We start from the raw sequence: 18,175 nt of genomic DNA on the forward strand, positions 1-18,175 counted from the left end.
AATATGATTGTTTTTCTATTTTGTGATAGCATGAAATTTGGAAATAAACATCAAGAGGAGGGCTAAAAGTGAAGTTAATTTCATGGAATGTAAATGGTTTGCGAGCAGTTATCGCGAAAGGTGGATTTTTGGAATATCTTGAGGAATCAAGTGCTGATATATTTTGTCTACAAGAGATTAAATTACAAGAAGGGCAAATTGATTTAAATCTAGAGGGATATTATACATACTGGAACTATGCTGTGAAAAAAGGATATTCAGGAACAGCTATTTTTTCGAAAAAAGAACCGCTTTCAGTTACATATGGTTTAGGCATTGAAGAGCATGATCAAGAAGGACGACTTATTACTTTAGAATTCGAAGATTTTTACATGATAACGTTATATACACCAAATTCAAAACGTGGATTAGAACGATTAGATTACAGAATGAAATGGGAAGATGATTTCAGGTCCTATATCAAACGATTAGATGAGAAAAAAACAGTTATTTTTTGTGGAGATTTAAATGTTGCTCATAAAGAAATTGATTTGAAAAATCCAAAAAGTAATCGTAAAAACCCTGGATTCTCTGATGAGGAACGAGAGAAATTTTCATGTATTTTAGAAGAAGGGTTTGTTGATACATATCGTTACCTTTATCCTGATCAAGAAGGTGCATACTCGTGGTGGTCGTATCGTATGGGCGCGAGAGCGAAAAATATCGGATGGCGTTTAGATTATTTTGTTGTTTCGGAAAGAATGAAAGACCAAATAACAGAAGCGAAAATTAATAGTGAAGTAATGGGATCTGACCATTGTCCAGTTGAATTACATATAAATTTCTAAAAAAAGAAGTATCCATCTAACATTAGGCGGATACTTCTTTTTTAATTCAGTTTGTTAAAATTTTTCAAATCTTTCTTGAAATAATTGCATATTAAATATATACTTAGTAACGATAATCATTATCAATGAAAAATATTATCAATGGATGAGGTATAAAAGAATTATAGCTTAGGGGAAGTGAACGAGAATGAGTTCTGGATAGAATTATTAATCTAATGAAATATATATGTAAGACAAGTTTCATATAGTTAAATTTTATTGAGAATATAGTTTGGAAAATTCGAGAGGAGATATATAAAGATGAATAAGAAGTTATTTACATTAGGGATGGTTACAGTTTTAAGTGTAGGTTTAGCGGCATGTAATAGTGCGGATAAAACTTCAGGCGAGCAAAAACAACAGACAAAAGCTACGGAAACGAAAAAAGATGAAAAACGTAAAATTACATATTTAGGTAAAGAATATACAGTGCCAGCAAAAGTAGATAAAATTGCGACAGCTAGTTTAGAGTCAATGGAAGATGCGGCAGTACTTGGAATTAAACCAGTTGGTGCCATTACTGTTGGTGGTAAATTACCGAAGTATCTTGAGAAAGATTTAGAAGGTGCGAAATCTGTTGGTGAGAAAATGGAACCAAATTTCGAAACATTACTTCAATTAAAACCAGACGTTATTACATCAAGTACGAAATTCCCAGCAGAAACAGCTGAAAAGTTTACGAAAGTAGCTCCTACATTCCCGGTATCACACGTTTCAACAAATTGGGAAGATAACTTAAAGTTAATGGGAGAATTAACTGGTAAAAAAGATAAAGCAGAAAAAATTATTAAAGACTACAATTCGGACGCTGAAAAAGCAAAAGTAAAACTAGGAGATAAGTTAAAAGATAAAAAAGTACTTGTCATTAGACTAAGAGCAAATGACTTATTCCTATACCCAGAAGGAGTATACTTTAACCCTGTAATTTATAAAGATCTTGGACTAACTGCTCCAGAACAACTTAAAATGGTAAAAGCACAAGAAAAAATTTCTTTAGAAAAATTAGCTGAAGTTAATCCTGATTATATCTTCTTGCAATACGAAGCAAGTGAAAATAATAAACCGAAAGTGCTAGAAGATATTGAAAATAATCCAATTTGGCAAAGTATGAACGCTGCGAAAGAAAAGAAAGTATTTGTAAATGTTGTAGACCCAATGGCACAAGGTGGTACAGCTTGGAGTAAAACAGCATTTTTAAAAGAAGCAGTGAAAAATTTATCTAAATAATACAATAAGTAAGGTGCGTTGAATGATATGCAGAAAACAAATGCAGTACCAGTAACTATATTATGTATAGCACCCATACTCATCTTATTTACAGTTATACTTTCGATTTTGTATGGGGCAAAAAGTATTGACGCTGAAACAGTGTGGAACGCATTATTTCATTTTGATTCAAGCGATGTAAATCATAATATTATTATTACTTCACGTTTACCAAGGGTAGTTGCAGCTCTTTTAGTCGGAGCATTTCTAGCCATATCAGGAGCACTTATGCAGGGGATGACAAGAAACTATCTTGCATCCCCTTCTATTATGGGTGTGACGGATGGCGCTGCCTTTGTTATTACACTTAGCATGATTTTTCTTCCGGGAATGTCATCAATTGGTATGGTTTTATGTTCAATGATTGGTTCTGCACTAGGAGCCGGTATCGTGTTTGGTTTTGGTTCGCTCCTTCAAAATGGCTTATCACCAGTTAGGTTAGCGATTATAGGAACAGTTATTGGAACATTTTTAAGTAGTGTATCGGCTGCAATGGCTTCGTATTTCCAAATTTCTCAAAATGTTAGTTTTTGGTTTAATGCAAAGTTAGATCAAGTAGATCCTAATATCATTAAAATCACGATACCGTTTGGGATAATTGGAATAATTTTAGCACTGTTAATATCAAAATCTATTACCATTCTTTCATTAGGCGAAGAGGTTTCTATTAATTTAGGGCAACGTACAAAACTAGTTAAAGCGATGGCAATTTTATCGGTAATTTTCTTAACAGGAACAGCAGTTGCTTTAGTGGGGAAAGTTGGTTTTGTAGGTTTAATTATTCCGCACATTACCCGCTTTATAATTGGGGTAGATTATAAGTGGATTTTGCCATGTGCAGGTGTTATTGGTGGCGTTTTCTTAGCGTTATGTGACGTTTTGAGTAGATTTGTAAACTATCCATTTGAAACACCTATTGGAGTCGTTACCTCTTTAATTGGAATTCCTTTCTTCCTTTATTTAATCCGTACTAGAGGAGGAGAGAGACATGCCTAAAAGTTCAAGTCAACGTTTCGGAATGACGATGGGGATTATTATATTTTTAATACTATGTGCTATTTATATTAGTTTAACAAATGGTACGTTCGATATTACGATTACAGATGTATTTAAAACACTGTTTAGAATTGATCCAGTACCAGAACATGATTTAGTTATTTTTGAGTTTCGCCTTCCGCGCATCGTAATTGCTGGATTAGTAGGATTAGGCCTTGGTGTTGCGGGTGCCGTTATTCAAGGGATTACGAGAAATGGGTTGGCGGACCCAGGTATTTTAGGCGTAAATGCCGGAGCAGGAACAGCGATTGTCATTTTTATGTTTTTCTTTCAAGGGCAATTAAAAAGCACAGACTGGGTTTCTATTATGATGATGCCAATGTTTGGTTTAGTAGGCGGATTAGGTGCAGCTATCATCATTTATCTGTTTTCTTGGAAAAACGGTAAATTAGATTCGCAGCGACTTTTATTAACAGGGATTGCAATTGGATCAGGATTTGGAGCCTTTTCTATGTACTTATCACTCAAAATGAAGTCAACTGATTTTGAAATGGCCGCAGTGTGGGTGTCTGGAAGCATATATAGTGCAAACTGGAAGTATATTGTGGCTATGTTACCATGGCTTATTATCTTAATTCCGCTTATACAAAAGAAAGCTTATTTATTAGATTTATTTCAATTGGAAGAAACGAGTATTACAAGTTTAGGTGTTTCAGTAGAAAGAGAGAAATCGATTTTACTATTAAGTAGTATCGGGCTTGTGAGCGCATGTGTTGCTGTTTCAGGGAGTATCGGTTTTATTGGCCTAATGGCACCGCATATAGCGAAAAGGCTTGTCGGTATTCAACATAAGTATATAATTCCTACGTGCGGTGTAATCGGAATGTTTCTTGTAATTGCTTCAGACTTTATTGCGAAAACAGTTTTTACACCTGTAGAGCTACCAGTTGGAATCGTTATTTCTATTGTCGGTGTACCGTATTTCTTATATTTACTTTATAAGGCGAAAGCGTAAGAGGAGGAATAAAAGTGAGTATTTTAAGTGCAAAAAATTTAGAAACAAGTTATGAAAAGCTTACAGTGTTTCGCGATTTAAATGTGGAAATACAAGAAGGAAAAGTAACGACAATTATAGGTCCAAACGGTTGCGGTAAATCGACATTGTTAAAAACAATGGGAAGAATTTTAAAACAAAAAAGCGGTAAAGTATATTTGCAAGGACAGGATTTACATACAATTCCAACGAAAGAAATTGCGAAGCAGTTAGCTTTACTCCCGCAAACTCCAATTGCACCAGGTGAGCTTAAAGTGGAAGAATTAATTTCTTATGGACGCTATCCACATCGAAATAACGTAAATAAGTTAACAACAAAAGATAAAGAAATGATTGATTGGGCATTAGATATAACGAAAACTTCTGAATTTCGAACGAGACAAATTGCAAATTTATCAGGTGGTCAAAGACAAAAGGTATGGCTAGCGATGGCATTAGCACAAGAGACAGAAGTGTTGCTATTAGATGAGCCAACTACATACCTTGATATGTCTCATCAATTAGATGTATTACAAATTGTGGAGAAGTTAAATAAAGAACATAATTGTACGGTTGTTATGGTATTACATGATATTAACCATGCAGCAAGGTTTTCAGATGAAATTATTGCAATGAAGGAAGGAGAAATTGTTACAACTGGTAGCCCAGAAGAAATCATTACAAATGAAGTGTTAAAAGAAGTATTTCATATTGATGCACGTGTCATGATTGATCCGTATAACGGGGCTCCTGTTTGTTTCGGTTATGATAGCGTTGTATCTCAAGAAGAAAAAATCGAAATATATGTAACAAGTTAAAAAGGGGGGATAGGGTGAATACTACAGTTGAAAAACAGCAGATTATAACATCTAATACAGAGCAGTGGAAAATGTATTCAAAATTAGAAGGTAAGGAATATCAAATTCATATTTCAAAGCCGAGGCAACCAGCACCGGATTCAGGATATCCTGTCATTTACGTATTAGATGGCAATGCCTTTTTTCAAACATTTCATGAAGCAGTTAAAATACAATCAGTAAGAGCGGAAAAAACCGGTGTTTCACCAGCTATTATAGTAGGAGTGGGTTATCCAATTGAAGGCGCATTTTCAGGGGAAGAAAGGTGCTATGATTTTACGCCTAGCGTAATTTCAAAAGATGCCCCTTTAAAACCAGACGGTAAACCGTGGCCTAAAACAGGAGGAGCACATAATTTCTTTACTTTTATTGAAGAAGAACTGAAACCACAAATTGAAAAGAATTTTGAGATTGATAAAAGTAAGCAAACGTTATTTGGGCATTCTTTAGGTGGCCTATTCGCTTTGCATATACTATTTACAAACTTGAATGCTTTTCAAAATTATTTTATTAGTAGTCCATCTATATGGTGGAATAATAAATCCGTTCTTGAAAAAGAAGAGAACCTTATAATTGAATTAAACAATGCTAAGTTTGAAACAGGAGTGTTCCTTACAGTTGGATCACTTGAACGAGAGCATATGGTTGTAGGTGCAAATGAATTATCAGAGCGCCTTCTCCAAGTAAACCACGATAAACTTAAATTTAAGTTTTATGAAGCTGAAGGGGAGAATCATGCATCTGTTGTGCCGACGTCTTTAAGTAAAGGATTGAGGTTTATTAGTTACGTATAGGAAAAAAGGTAAGCAATTGCTTACCTTTTTTCCTTATTGTTTAAAGGCAATGTATCCATCAATTAAAAAACTAGTGAAGAAGCGAGTCATTTGAGTAAAGTCACATTCCTTCATGATAGTTAATAAATTAGCTTCGGAAATAGGGAATATTTCTGTTTCAAAAGAATTTTCAAATCGGTCCCAATCTTCTAATGGAATTTGATTTTGCATCATATGGTTGCGCCAAGCATGTAATTGTGTAGAAAACATACTCGTATGGGGCACACCATTTATTGAAGAGAGAAAGAATGGCGCACCAGGCTTTAGGCGACTACTGATGTCATTAATAAGTTCTTTTTTCTCCTTATTAGTTGGAATGAAGTGCAGGACAAGCATACAGGTGGCAGCGTCAAATAACTGATTTGGTAATAATGTGTGGATAGTTCCATGTACAAGATGAACATGATTTTGTATGCCTTCGTTGTTAATTCTTTTTTTAGCTAACTGTAGCATGCTTTCAGATGGATCGACACCTGTAAAATATAAATTACTATTTTGTTTGCCTATTGAGAGAATTTCTTGTCCGCCACCAGCACCTATAACTAGCAAATTGGGATTGATATTTTCTTTAGGGAGTGTAGTAAACAAGAAATGATTCATCATTTCATATAAGTGGTAGTAGCCTGGGATTTTACATGGAATTCTTTGTTCATATGAATTTACGGTAGTATCATTCCAATTCATTTTAAACCTCCTAAGTATGTGTTTTATAGGTTTATTATGAAATGAAATTATGAAGGGGAACAATCCCGTAAATCTGGGGGGGAAGAGGATGTATGAAAAAACAATGAAAGAAATTACAATGGTGGCGAATCATATAAGTTCTATAAGGTCATTTCAAGATTCATTTCTCCACTTGATACGTAAAGTCATTGATTTTGACGCCGCTTGTTTTACAACTATAGACCCGATTTCTTTTTTATCTACTGGGGCATTTACCGATGAGAGTGTTGAAAAGATTCATCCACAATTGTTTATGAATGAATTTTTAGAAGATGATTTTAATAAATTTAAATGTTTAACAGAACACTCTCCTCATGTTGCTTCTCTAAGTATGGCGACAAATGGTGAACAAAAGAAAAGTTCGAGATACCGAAATATTTTAAAACCAGCAAATTTTGGAGATGAATTAAGGGGCGTTTGTATGAGTAAGGGAAAATGTTATGGCCATCTTAGTTTATTTCGAGGAAGTACAAGTCCCGCGTTTCATATCGATGATTGTAAGTACTTAGCAACGATAGTCCCAATTGCTGGAGAGGCTTTAAAGAAGGCAGTTCCTATACCTTTTTCAGAAGAGAAGGTGATAGGTACAGGCACGATTATAGTAAGTGAGGAATTTAATGTATTATATTGGAATCAAGATGGCAGCGAGTGGCTTTCAAATCTTAGAAAGTATGAACAGTTAAATATAAAAGAAATACCAAGACCAATACGTGCAGTTTGTTCAAAAGTAAAGGCTAACGAGTATAATGTAGGGTGTATGAATAGAGAAGAAAAAGTTTGTCTACCTTTAGCCTATGGCCATTTTTTAATCATTCGGGCTAGTAAGTTAGAACATACAAGTAGTTTTCAAGATGGTTATATTGTTCTATTCGAAAGAGCAAGACCGGAAGAGATTTTTCCACTTATTATGGAAACTTATAGTTTTACAATGCGTGAGAAGCAAGTAATACGTAAAATTCTTACAGGTATGTCGACAAAGGAATTAGCCCAAGAATTTTGTATATCTATATACACGGTACAAGATCATTTAAAATCCATTTTTGAAAAGACTGGGGTAAGTAGCAGAAATGAACTTGTGTGGGAAGTATTTTCGAAGTTTTGCTTTGATGCCACTGAATGAAAATAAAACAAGTCTACAAAGATCACATAAAGTACGGTGGATGAGTTGTAGAATTGAGCTTAAAAAGGTTATGGATGAGACATTCCATAACCTTTTTAATATGTAGAATTGTCCTTTTTGAAAGTTTTGTTTCAACTTTTCGTCTAAAGAGACAAAAAGTTGTCACAAAACGGTCACAATTAGCATAAACATAAAATAGACGAAATGAACTTATTTCCAAAAAGGCTTGGTTTATTTCAATCAGGATTCGTAGAGCTGAAAAAGTATGGATTAAAAGTTCACTATATTCCCAAGGAGGTAGATCGTATGAAAACTATTCTTGCTATCGCTGGACTTATTTGGGTTCTATCGCATGGCATCCCAATTTATGAAGGAGAACAAATTCGCAGTGCTCTGAATAAAAATTTTAATGAATATCATATCATTGATCGGCAAGATAATGTTGTGACAGTTCGAGTGAATGATTGTTTTCATACGGTAACCGTTGAAGGAACTTCAGTAGTGAATGATACAAAAGTATGTGATCAGCAATAATTATATATGGAAAGAAAAATTCTAGGGTTAAATATCTGAAAATTAAAATTAAAACATTATAGACGAAGAATAAGCGGGGGCGGGTAATCCCCGCTTATTCTTGTTTCACTTTATTGAATTTTGATGAGAGATATAATGATTTTTTGACAAAAAGGAAAGGGTATACTGAAAATTGAGATTAAGAAGCTAATGAGTTGTTAAGAATAATCATAAAGTGAAAATATACTCTTATGGGGTATCATGCGTAGATATTTAATGCTATAATTGGTATACTCATAAAAAACAATTATTTTATTGGATGAAGAGAAACTTTAAGAAGGTGATAATATGGATCATAAAGAGCATGAAGCAGTAACACATAGATCAGAAAAAGAAAAAGAACAGATTATAAATAGATTAAAGAGAATTGAAGGACAGGTCCGCGGTATTCAAAACATGATTGAAAATGATCGTTATTGCGTAGATATTTTAGTGCAAATTTCAGCGATTAATGCAGCGATGAAAAAAGTAGGAATGGGCGTTCTCAAAAATCATACGAGTCATTGTGTTTCAGGAGCTATTAAAAATGGAAATGGTGACGAAGCAATTGAAGAATTAATGACAGTATTTGAACGTTTTTCAAAAGCGTAAAAACAAGCTAGTATTTAACTGGCTTGTTTTTTTGTTTACCCTCATATTGGATTTGGGTGTATTGTAGTGAAAAAGTGTGTGTAAAATAAACTTTTAGAAAATAATTGAAAAATCATGATACAAAACCATTGATTACCTTAGGGGGGTATGGTAAGATATAATTGTGATTAACAAACAATGAATAAACAAGAGGAGGATTTTAAATGGAACAGTTAACATTACAAGTTGAAGGTATGTCTTGTGGACATTGTGTAAATGCTATCGAAAGCAGCGTGAAAGAGCTAAACGGTGTTGAACAAGTGAAGGTTCAATTAGCAGAAGGAACTGTTGAAGTTACTATCGACTCGTCTGCTGTAACATTAAAAGATATCGTTGCTGTAATCGAAGATCAAGGATACGATGTTCAATAATTATTTTTAGATATGGAAATAAATCGTACTTTAAATGAAGTACGATTTATTTTGCTAATAATTATACCTCATAAGGGTATATAGAGGTGAGAGACATGAATGAAAAAAAAGAGGCCAATCTTCAAATATCAGGAATGACATGTGCGGCATGTGCAAATAGAATTGAAAAAGGTCTAAAAAAAGTAGAAGGTGTTCATGAGGCAAATGTAAATTTTGCGCTTGAAAAAACAAAAATAATGTACGATCCAACTAAAACAAATCCGCAACAATTTAAAGAAAAAGTTGAATCATTAGGATATGGAATTGTAAGTGATAAAGCTGAATTTACTGTTTCAGGAATGACATGTGCAGCATGTGCAAATAGAGTTGAAAAGCGTTTAAATAAGTTAGATGGTGTGAACAAGGCGACAGTAAATTTTGCTTTAGAATCAGCCACAGTAGACTTTAACCCTGATGAAGTTAATGTAAATGAAATGAAGAGCGCGATTACGAAGCTAGGATATAAATTAGAAGTGAAACCAGATGATCAAGATGCATCAACTGATCATCGATTACAAGAAATTGAAAGACAAAAGAAGAAGTTTATTATTTCGTTTATTTTATCTTTCCCATTATTATGGGCAATGGTTAGTCATTTCTCATTTACGTCATTTATTTATTTACCAGATATGTTAATGAACCCTTGGGTGCAACTAGCACTTGCAACTCCTGTTCAATTTATCATTGGTGGACAGTTTTATGTTGGGGCTTATAAAGCGTTACGCAATAAAAGTGCTAATATGGATGTTCTCGTGGCACTTGGAACGTCGGCCGCGTATTTCTATAGTGTATATTTAAGTATTCAATCTATTGGTTCTTCGGAACATATGACAGATTTATATTTTGAAACGAGTGCGGTACTTATTACATTAATTATTTTAGGTAAATTATTTGAAGCGAAAGCAAAAGGGCGCTCATCAGAAGCAATTAAAAAATTGATGGGTTTACAAGCGAAGACAGCTACAGTTGTGCGAGATGGAACAGAAATAAAAATTTTGATTGAAGAAGTAGTAGCTGGTGATATCGTCTATGTAAAGCCTGGTGAAAAAATACCAGTAGATGGTGAGATTGTAGAAGGAAAATCAGCGATTGATGAATCGATGTTAACGGGTGAAAGTATTCCTGTTGATAAGTCAATTGGGGATGTAGTAATAGGTTCGACAATAAATAAAAATGGTTTTTTAAAAGTGAAAGCAACTAAAGTAGGCAGAGATACTGCATTAGCTCAAATCATTAAAGTAGTAGAAGAGGCACAAGGTTCAAAAGCTCCTATTCAAAGGGTAGCGGATCAAATTTCAGGTATTTTTGTACCGGTTGTAGTTGTGATTGCGATTATCACATTTGCAGTATGGATGATATTTGTTACACCTGGTGATTTTGGCGGAGCACTTGAGAAAATGATAGCAGTACTTGTTATCGCTTGTCCATGTGCATTAGGTCTTGCAACGCCTACATCTATTATGGCAGGATCAGGAAGATCGGCTGAGTATGGTATTTTATTTAAAGGTGGAGAGCATTTAGAATCAACGCACCGATTAGATACAGTTATTCTAGATAAAACAGGTACTGTGACAAACGGAAAGCCTGTGTTAACAGATATAATTGTAGCAGATGGATTCCATGAAGAAGAAATACTACGTTTAGTAGGTGCGGCAGAAAAAAATTCTGAACACCCACTTGCAGAAGCGATTGTGGAAGGAATTAGAGAAAAGAAAATTGATATTCCAAGTTCAGAAACGTTTGAAGCGATTCCTGGATTTGGTATCGAATCAGTCGTAGAAGGAAAACAATTATTAATTGGCACACGTCGATTAATGAAGAAATTCAATATTGATATTGAAGAAGTTTCAAAATCAATGGAAGAGCTAGAACGAGAAGGAAAAACAGCAATGCTTATTGCAATCGATAAAGAATATGCTGGTATAGTTGCCGTTGCAGATACTGTGAAAGATACTTCAAAAGCAGCTATCGCAAGACTGAAAAAAATGGGTCTAGACGTTGTGATGATTACAGGGGATAATACACAAACTGCTCAGGCAATTGCAAAGCAAGTTGGTATTGATCACGTAATTGCAGAAGTATTGCCAGAAGGAAAAGCAGAAGAAGTGAAAAAACTGCAAGCAAATGGTAAGAAAGTAGCGATGGTTGGAGACGGGATAAATGATGCTCCTGCTCTTGCTACAGCGAACATTGGTATGGCAATTGGAACGGGAACGGATGTAGCGATGGAAGCAGCGGATATAACGTTAATCCGCGGTGATTTAAATAGTATTGCTGATGCGATCTTTATGAGTAAAATGACGATAAGAAATATTAAACAAAATTTATTTTGGGCATTAGCTTATAACGCGTTAGGAATTCCAATTGCGGCATTAGGTTTCTTAGCCCCTTGGGTTGCTGGAGCAGCGATGGCATTTAGTTCTGTATCCGTTGTATTAAATGCATTACGATTACAAAGAGTTAAATTAAAATCTTAAAAAGCTACATTAAGTAATTGAATAGAATTAAAAAACAATACTTTGAATAAGTATTGTTTTTTTGTTCGTATAGAAATTAAAACGATATAATAAAGAAGAATTATTGAATCGTATGTAGTAGAAAAGTTAAGAGGTAGTTTGGTAAGGAGACTTATATATGTTAAAAGATATTATAATTAGAACATTTCAGAAAGAAGATTTAAAGCAAGTATTACAATTGTTCTATGAAACAGTTCATACGGTTAATGCAAAAGATTATAATGAGTTACAGCTACAGGCATGGGCACCAGATCGACTAGATAGAGAAAGCTGGTTAAAGTCTTTAGAAAAGAATATTAGTTATGTAGCGGATCATAACGGTGTGATAGTCGGATTTGGAGATTATAATGAGGATCATTACGTAGATCGTTTATTTACACATAAATATTATCAAGGGAAAAGGATAGCCTCATCGATATTACAGAAGTTAGAAAAAGAAGCAGTGAATCTAGGGCATAGGGAAATCTATACAGAAGCGAGTATTACAGCAAAACCTTTCTTTGAAAGTAAAGGTTTTATTTGCATAAAGGAACAAAAGAAACAGCATAATGGTCAGATTTTTATTAATTATGTTATGAAAAAAATATCCTTCTCATAAATGAGAAGGATATTTTTCATTATTTTACAGCTTCTTTTAGTTCTTTACCAGCTTTGAAAGCAGGTACTTTAGAAGCTGCGATTTGCATTTCTTCACCAGTTTGTGGGTTACGGCCTGTACGAGCAGCTCTTTCACGAACTTCGAATGTACCGAATCCGATAAGTTGTACTTTTTCACCAGCAGCTAAAGTGTTAGTGATTGATTCTACTACAGTTTGTACAACTACAGTAGCTTCTTTTTGAGAAATCTCAGCATTTTGTGCTACGTTTTTAATTAATTCTGTTTTGTTCATGTTTTTCACCTCATATGTAAATAATGCTATTTAAGTTGTTATTATAACGTATAAAACATTCGAGAACAAGTGTACGTACATATATTCGCAAAAAAAATGAAATTTGTAATATTTTTTAGGGCACTTTATAGACATTCCATTTAAGCGGACAGAGATTTGTTTTTCATTTCAGTCTTCTCTTGATAAGAAGGTAGTTTCTTATTATAAGATATGAAGTAAGGTAGTGCTACAAATAACATACCTCCTACTAAATTTCCAAAGAAAACAAAAATAAAGTTTGGAAAATATTCAGCCCAAGTGAAATGACCGGCAAAAATCGCGGCTGGGATGACAAACATATTGGCTACAACGTGTTGAAATCCAATCGCAACAAAAGTCATAACCGGGAACCAAATACCGATAATCTTTCCGATAAATTCTTTACTTCCCATACTGAGCCAAACAGCTAAACAAACGAGCCAATTACATCCGATTGCAGAAATAAATGCTTGCAATGGTGTATCTTGTAGTTTCGCTTGAGCGATAGAAATAGTTTTCGCTAAAAAAGCTCCTTCAGTTAAGCCGACGATATGACCGAAAAAATAGGCTACGAATACAGCTCCTATGAAATTGCTACATGTAACAATAACTAAATTTCGTATGAAATAAAATAAAGTAATTTTCTTTTGGAGCCAGGCCATAGAAACTGTCATCATGTTACCAGTTACTAGTTCACCGCCTGCAAGAATAACGAGAATGAGACCAACAGGGAATACAGCAGCGCCTAGAAAACTAGAAAATGATCCCCAATATTTTGGCATTGTCCCAATAACATGAATATCGAGTAAATACCCTAATGCGATAAAAGCGCCACCAAAAAAACCAAGAATTAGCATAGGGAGCAATGATAAATGAGCTTTTTTTCTTCCTGAATTCGCAGCAAGTTCCGTAATTTCTTCTGGTGTAAATACAGACATGAATAATCCCTCCGTAATAAAATGATGGAATGAATAGAAAAAATTTCAAAAATCTATGTATTATAAAAATATGTTATGACTTCTGTATAAAATTGTCAAAGTGAATAGAGAGGAAATTAAATATTGATAACATTGTTCATATTGTCACATGAATGTAACAATAAGGATTTAAAGTGTTTCTAGAGGTGAAAACATGAATACGAATCATGTAAAAAAAGAACGAAAAAAATCAATCGTAAAGATATTTATTATTAGTTTTATAAGTATATTAATGATACCAGTAAGTTTGTATTATTATGCGACAGAAATAGAACGAAAACTAGTAACCGTTACGTGGAATGAAATAGAAGCTTCTACAATTCCTAAAGAGTTTAATAATAAAAAAATATTGCAGTTTTCAGATGTACATTTAGGACCAGAGTTTACACTGAAACAACTTGAACATTTAGTGGAGAAGATGAATGAATTACATCCAGATATAGTAGTTTTTACCGGAGATTTAATAGATAAATTTGGGTCTTATAGTGCGGAAAGAGAAGCAGCGAAGGCTATTTTGCAGAAAATTTACGCTCCCTTAGGGAAATATGCTGTGTTTGGGAATCATGATAGGGGCGGGGGCGGTAGTTTATTTTACAAAAAATATATGGAGGAAGCTGGTTTTTCTGTATTAGTAAATGAAGTGCAGAAAATTAAAGTGGAAAACGGCAAATATATTACAATATCAGGTTTGGATGATTTTCTATTAGGGAAGCCGCAAATAGATTCAACTTTAAAAAACTTGAAACAAGATGATTTCAACATGTTATTAGTACATGAGCCGGATGTTGTAACCAAAATAAATCGTTACCCAGTGGATCTTCAACTGTCAGGACATAGTCACGGAGGACAAGTCCAAATTCCTTTCGTAGGTCCATTAATTACTACCAAACTAGCTGAGAGCTATGTTGAAGGTATGTATGAAGTAGAGGGGAAGAGTAAGCTGTTATATTTATATGTAAATCGAGGTATTGGGACAACCCGAATGCCTGTTAGATTTTGGAGTGTACCAGAACTTTCAGTATTTGTATTGAAGCAAAATAGTAACTAATGTATTCAATTCCACATCATCATTCTCAATTTGATTTTGATGAACGATATATGGTAATTGATGGTAAATAAAACAACAATAGGTCCTATAACCTATTGTTGTTTTTTATTATTTTTGCAAGGGAAGAGTATCAAAATATGTTCTGTAATTATTAGAGAATTCAAAGTTGTTTTTTGCATCCCAATTAATAGACCAAGACATTAGGCCGCGGAATGCAGGATAGCCACTTTGGTTAGAAAGTTTATACTTTCCTCCGAACGGAACTCCTTTAATGATATAATTTAAAGCTTTTTTCATTTCAGTTGGCGAAATGTATCCACCACTTGGAGCTGCCGCTGGTGCTGCTGGAAGCCCAATCATAACTTGATCTGAGCGAAGAGCTGGGAAAATGTTATTTGGATTACCACCTACAGGAAAACCATGTAAGAGCATATCTGCCATAGCGACTTCGTAGTCTGCAGTACCTTGATTGTAGTTATTACCGTCCATTCCAACCCCGCTGCCAGCGTTGTAGTGTTGAACGTGAATGTATGTTAGTTTATCTTTCACTCCGTAAATAATTGGTAAATATGCACCCCAGATACTTCCGTATGCGCTATAACCGCCTTGAACATAAGCTGTTTCAGGAGCCATGCTTAATAGAAAATCTGGACCATAATGATCTGAGATTGTTCGAATAGCTGATATAAGATTTACGATTTGGGGAGTAGTTGGATTTTTGAAATTAATGTCATTTCCGTTTAAGTAAATACCTGATTCAAGGTCAATATCTATTCCATCAAAACCGTATTTATCGATTAGAGATTGTATGGAATTAATAAAACGTTGCTTAGCGGCATTGTCAGGAAGTAAAACGACTCCATTTTGTCCTCCTATTGAAAGAACTACTTTCTTTCCTTTACTTTTTAAATAAGAAATATCTGATTTGAAGTCTGCATCTGTACCATACACAGGAGAAAATTCAACAGTGGAACGATCACCACCAGTTTCACCAAAAGATACATTGATTACATCCCATTTTGGTGAAACGTCTTTTAATTTAATAATGCCAGTACCGTTATCAAAGTTATGCCAGTATCCAACGAGTAATTTTGAACCTAAATTGTTTGCTGCTTGTGTTTGGAAAGGGGATAGCGGTAGTAGTAAGAACAGTACTAAAATACAACAAAAAAATTTGAACTTGTTTAACATATCAACACTCCTATACAAAAAGTTGTCTAGATGTATAATCTTGTTTATTTAATAATATCTGAAAATTCTTTCTTTCGTAAGAGGACTATAATTTTCTCAACAATTGTGTGTGGGAAAGTATTAAACCTAATGAAATAATTTTTGAAGGAGATTGAATTGCAATTGTTAAATTCAGAATATTTTGATATATTTTAACATATAGAACAAAATCTTTCGCACAGTACTCTTACATAAATTTCAAAATTTAGTTTGGAAGGGGATGTACAAGAGTTGGATAAAAATCTAAAGAAAGATCTCAAAATACGCCACATTACAATGATCTCAATTGGCGGCGTAATAGGGGCTGGTTTGTTTGTTGGAAGTGGTGCCGTTGTACATTCGGCAGGACCTGGTTCTATCGTTTCATATGCATTAGCAGGACTTCTAGTCATTTTCGTCATGAGAATGCTAGGAGAAATGGCAGCTGTAAATCCGACAAGTGGTTCATTTGCAACGTATGCAAGAGAAGCAATTGGTCCATGGGCGGGTTATACAATAGGCTGGTTATACTGGTTTTTCTGGGTAATTGTTATTGCAATAGAAGCCACAGCAGGTGCTGGTATTATCCAATATTGGATTCCACAAATACCGCTATGGTTATTAAGTTTAATATTAACAATTTTATTAACGCTGACGAACGTTTTTTCGGTGAAATCATTTGGAGAGTTTGAATATTGGTTTTCTTTTATTAAAGTAATAAGTATTGTTTTGTTCCTTTGTCTAGGTCTTGCTGTTATTTTAGGATTTGTTCCAGGAACAGAAGCACCCGGCACTTCGAATTTAATTGGACAAGGTGGGTTTATGCCAAACGGTATAAGTTCGGTCTTGCTTGGAATTACTGTTGTTATATTTTCATTTATGGGATCAGAGATTGTAGCAGTAGCGGCAGGTGAATCTGCAGAACCTGTAAAAGCAGTAAAAACAGCAACAAACAGTGTGATTTGGCGTATTCTTGTATTTTTCATTGGATCTATAGCGGTAGTTGTTACACTACTACCATGGAATTCAGCAAACATACTAAAAAGTCCGTTTGTAGCTGTACTTGAACATATAGGAATTCCAGCGGCAGCACAAATTATGAATTTTATCGTTTTAACAGCTGTACTTTCTTGCTTAAATTCAGGATTATATACAAATTCAAGAATGCTTTTTTCAATGGCAGAAAGAGGAGATGCGCCAAAGTCATTTTTAAAATTGAACAGTAGTGGTGTTCCTGTTCGAGCCGTTTTATTTGGAACTTTCTTCGCTTATATTGGAGTTGTGTTTAGTTATATTTCTCCAGATAAAGTCTTTTTGTTTTTAGTGAATGCATCTGGCGGGATTGCGTTACTAGTTTATCTCGTTATTGCAGTTTCGCATTTAAAGGTGCGTAAAAAAATGGGGAAAGTAGAACAACAAAATTTGAAAGTGAAAATGTGGCTTTTTCCGTATGTAACGTATGTTACAATTGCTGCTATTATAGCAGTTTTAGTTGCGATGTTCGCAATTGATACTTTACGTTCACAAGCACTTTTAACAATGTTTGTTACAGTTCTTATCATACTTTCTTATTTTATTTTTAATAGAAATAAAAATAGCACAGTTTTGAATCCTAAAAGTAAGAATGAGGAATCTGTTCGATTCTAATTTTCTTATTTTCGAAGAGAGTTACACCCAGTCATTGCTATAAAAGAATCATATATAATCATAGAAACAAGTAATTACTATTGTCATAGTGGATATAAACTTTTTTCTTGACTTTTTATACGAAGGCGAGCAAAATGGTAAAAAAGGAAGGGGGGATGATGATGGAAGAGTACGTATTAGAGCTGTATAACCTGTTATATACGACAGAATGGCAAGATATTGTTTCGTTTCTAGGAATAGTATTTTGCATGAAAATTGTAATTGTATATATGGAAGAGCAAGGTATGTTCTATTCCTTCTCATCTCCGTTCGATGTGCAGCGCGAGCCGTTGCTAAACTATGCCAATGTGAATTACGAACAATTTCCTTTTGTAGTTTTCTTTATGATTCGATTTATAACAGCAATTGTAAAGAAGAAGGAAAGTGATGATGAAGAGTGCCACGCAACTTGTAAGGTAGCTAACGTTTTTTAAGCTAAATACAAGGAGGAGATTTATATGTGGTTTCGATTTCTTATGATTGGTTTCTTTTCATTAACAGCAATTTCATTAATGGGATATCAA

19 protein-coding genes are annotated in these 18,175 nt (G+C 34.2%); 15 read left to right on the plus strand and 4 right to left on the minus strand.

Going from position 1 to position 18,175, the window contains the following annotated elements:
• Window positions 1-68: 68 nt before the first annotated feature.
• The 6 genes from IBT51_RS06875 (at window position 69) to IBT51_RS06900 (ending at window position 5,812) form a co-directional block, all read left to right on the plus strand.
• Window positions 69-827, plus strand: coding sequence for an exodeoxyribonuclease III (locus IBT51_RS06875; RefSeq protein ID WP_086422900.1), 759 nt, complete (start codon window positions 69-71; stop codon window positions 825-827).
• A 300-nt stretch (window positions 828-1,127) separates the two neighbouring features.
• On the plus strand, window positions 1,128-2,093 hold the full coding sequence (locus IBT51_RS06880; RefSeq protein ID WP_200458023.1) for an iron-hydroxamate ABC transporter substrate-binding protein: 966 nt from the start codon (window positions 1,128-1,130) through the stop codon (window positions 2,091-2,093).
• Between the two features lie 27 nt (window positions 2,094-2,120).
• Window positions 2,121-3,128 carry a FecCD family ABC transporter permease gene (locus tag IBT51_RS06885; RefSeq protein ID WP_001173064.1) on the plus strand — a complete coding sequence of 336 codons (1,008 nt, stop codon included), beginning with the start codon at window positions 2,121-2,123 and terminating at the stop codon, window positions 3,126-3,128.
• Window positions 3,121-4,143: a FecCD family ABC transporter permease gene (locus IBT51_RS06890; RefSeq protein WP_023522806.1), complete on the plus strand. Its 1,023-nt coding sequence runs from the start codon at window positions 3,121-3,123 to the stop codon at window positions 4,141-4,143. The genes IBT51_RS06885 and IBT51_RS06890 overlap by 8 nt, the downstream gene beginning before the upstream one ends.
• Window positions 4,144-4,157: 14 nt before the next feature.
• Entirely contained in the window at window positions 4,158-4,979 is an 822-nt protein-coding gene (locus IBT51_RS06895) for an ABC transporter ATP-binding protein (RefSeq protein WP_000025764.1), read from the plus strand.
• A 14-nt stretch (window positions 4,980-4,993) separates the two neighbouring features.
• Complete coding sequence (locus tag IBT51_RS06900) at window positions 4,994-5,812, plus strand: alpha/beta hydrolase (protein WP_053563785.1); 819 nt, start codon at window positions 4,994-4,996, stop codon at window positions 5,810-5,812.
• A 33-nt stretch (window positions 5,813-5,845) separates the two neighbouring features.
• Here IBT51_RS06900 and IBT51_RS06905 read toward each other — a convergent pair whose 3' ends face one another.
• The gene (locus IBT51_RS06905; protein ID WP_001104345.1) at window positions 5,846-6,535 is read right to left on the minus strand and encodes a class I SAM-dependent methyltransferase; all 690 of its coding nucleotides are present in this window, start codon (window positions 6,533-6,535) and stop codon (window positions 5,846-5,848) included.
• Between the two features lie 88 nt (window positions 6,536-6,623).
• On the opposite strand from IBT51_RS06905, the gene IBT51_RS06910 reads away from it, so the two are divergent.
• From IBT51_RS06910 to IBT51_RS06935, 6 genes are all read left to right on the plus strand, one after another.
• Window positions 6,624-7,694: a helix-turn-helix transcriptional regulator gene (locus IBT51_RS06910; RefSeq protein ID WP_200458022.1), complete on the plus strand. Its 1,071-nt coding sequence runs from the start codon at window positions 6,624-6,626 to the stop codon at window positions 7,692-7,694.
• 306 nt (window positions 7,695-8,000) lie between these two features.
• Entirely contained in the window at window positions 8,001-8,228 is a 228-nt protein-coding gene (locus IBT51_RS06915; RefSeq protein ID WP_000849103.1) for a hypothetical protein, read from the plus strand.
• A gap of 327 nt (window positions 8,229-8,555) precedes the next feature.
• Complete coding sequence (locus tag IBT51_RS06920; RefSeq protein ID WP_000349637.1) at window positions 8,556-8,858, plus strand: metal-sensing transcriptional repressor; 303 nt, start codon at window positions 8,556-8,558, stop codon at window positions 8,856-8,858.
• A 203-nt stretch (window positions 8,859-9,061) separates the two neighbouring features.
• Window positions 9,062-9,268 (plus strand): copper chaperone CopZ, encoded by a 207-nt coding sequence (gene copZ / locus IBT51_RS06925; protein WP_000436973.1) that lies wholly within the window; start codon window positions 9,062-9,064, stop codon window positions 9,266-9,268.
• A 95-nt stretch (window positions 9,269-9,363) separates the two neighbouring features.
• On the plus strand, window positions 9,364-11,784 hold the full coding sequence (locus tag IBT51_RS06930) for a heavy metal translocating P-type ATPase (protein ID WP_200458021.1): 2,421 nt from the start codon (window positions 9,364-9,366) through the stop codon (window positions 11,782-11,784).
• Between the two features lie 157 nt (window positions 11,785-11,941).
• The gene (locus tag IBT51_RS06935; protein WP_069356102.1) at window positions 11,942-12,421 is read left to right on the plus strand and encodes a GNAT family N-acetyltransferase; all 480 of its coding nucleotides are present in this window, start codon (window positions 11,942-11,944) and stop codon (window positions 12,419-12,421) included.
• A 19-nt stretch (window positions 12,422-12,440) separates the two neighbouring features.
• On the opposite strand, the gene IBT51_RS06940 is transcribed toward IBT51_RS06935, so the two are convergent.
• Window positions 12,441-12,713 (minus strand): HU family DNA-binding protein, encoded by a 273-nt coding sequence (locus tag IBT51_RS06940; protein ID WP_001043904.1) that lies wholly within the window; start codon window positions 12,711-12,713, stop codon window positions 12,441-12,443.
• A gap of 140 nt (window positions 12,714-12,853) precedes the next feature.
• The gene (locus IBT51_RS06945) at window positions 12,854-13,669 is read right to left on the minus strand and encodes a formate/nitrite transporter family protein (RefSeq protein ID WP_069356101.1); all 816 of its coding nucleotides are present in this window, start codon (window positions 13,667-13,669) and stop codon (window positions 12,854-12,856) included.
• Between the two features lie 193 nt (window positions 13,670-13,862).
• Between IBT51_RS06945 and IBT51_RS06950 the strand changes: the two genes are divergently transcribed.
• Window positions 13,863-14,756: a metallophosphoesterase gene (locus IBT51_RS06950; RefSeq protein ID WP_075718845.1), complete on the plus strand. Its 894-nt coding sequence runs from the start codon at window positions 13,863-13,865 to the stop codon at window positions 14,754-14,756.
• 108 nt (window positions 14,757-14,864) lie between these two features.
• Here the strand turns inward: IBT51_RS06950 and IBT51_RS06955 are convergent, their stop codons facing one another.
• A complete protein-coding gene (locus IBT51_RS06955) occupies window positions 14,865-15,947 on the minus strand; it encodes a chitinase (protein WP_053563792.1) in 1,083 nt (360 codons plus the stop codon).
• A 270-nt stretch (window positions 15,948-16,217) separates the two neighbouring features.
• Between IBT51_RS06955 and gabP the strand changes: the two genes are divergently transcribed.
• The gene (gene gabP, locus IBT51_RS06960) at window positions 16,218-17,612 is read left to right on the plus strand and encodes a GABA permease (protein ID WP_088025052.1); all 1,395 of its coding nucleotides are present in this window, start codon (window positions 16,218-16,220) and stop codon (window positions 17,610-17,612) included.
• A 134-nt stretch (window positions 17,613-17,746) separates the two neighbouring features.
• A complete protein-coding gene (locus tag IBT51_RS06965) occupies window positions 17,747-18,085 on the plus strand; it encodes a hypothetical protein (protein ID WP_003271231.1) in 339 nt (112 codons plus the stop codon).
• The last annotated feature ends 90 nt before the right edge of the window (window positions 18,086-18,175 follow it).

It is taken from the genome of Bacillus sp. S71, from assembly GCF_016625265.1.
Lineage (GTDB): Bacteria > Bacillota > Bacilli > Bacillales > Bacillaceae_G > Bacillus_A > Bacillus_A cereus.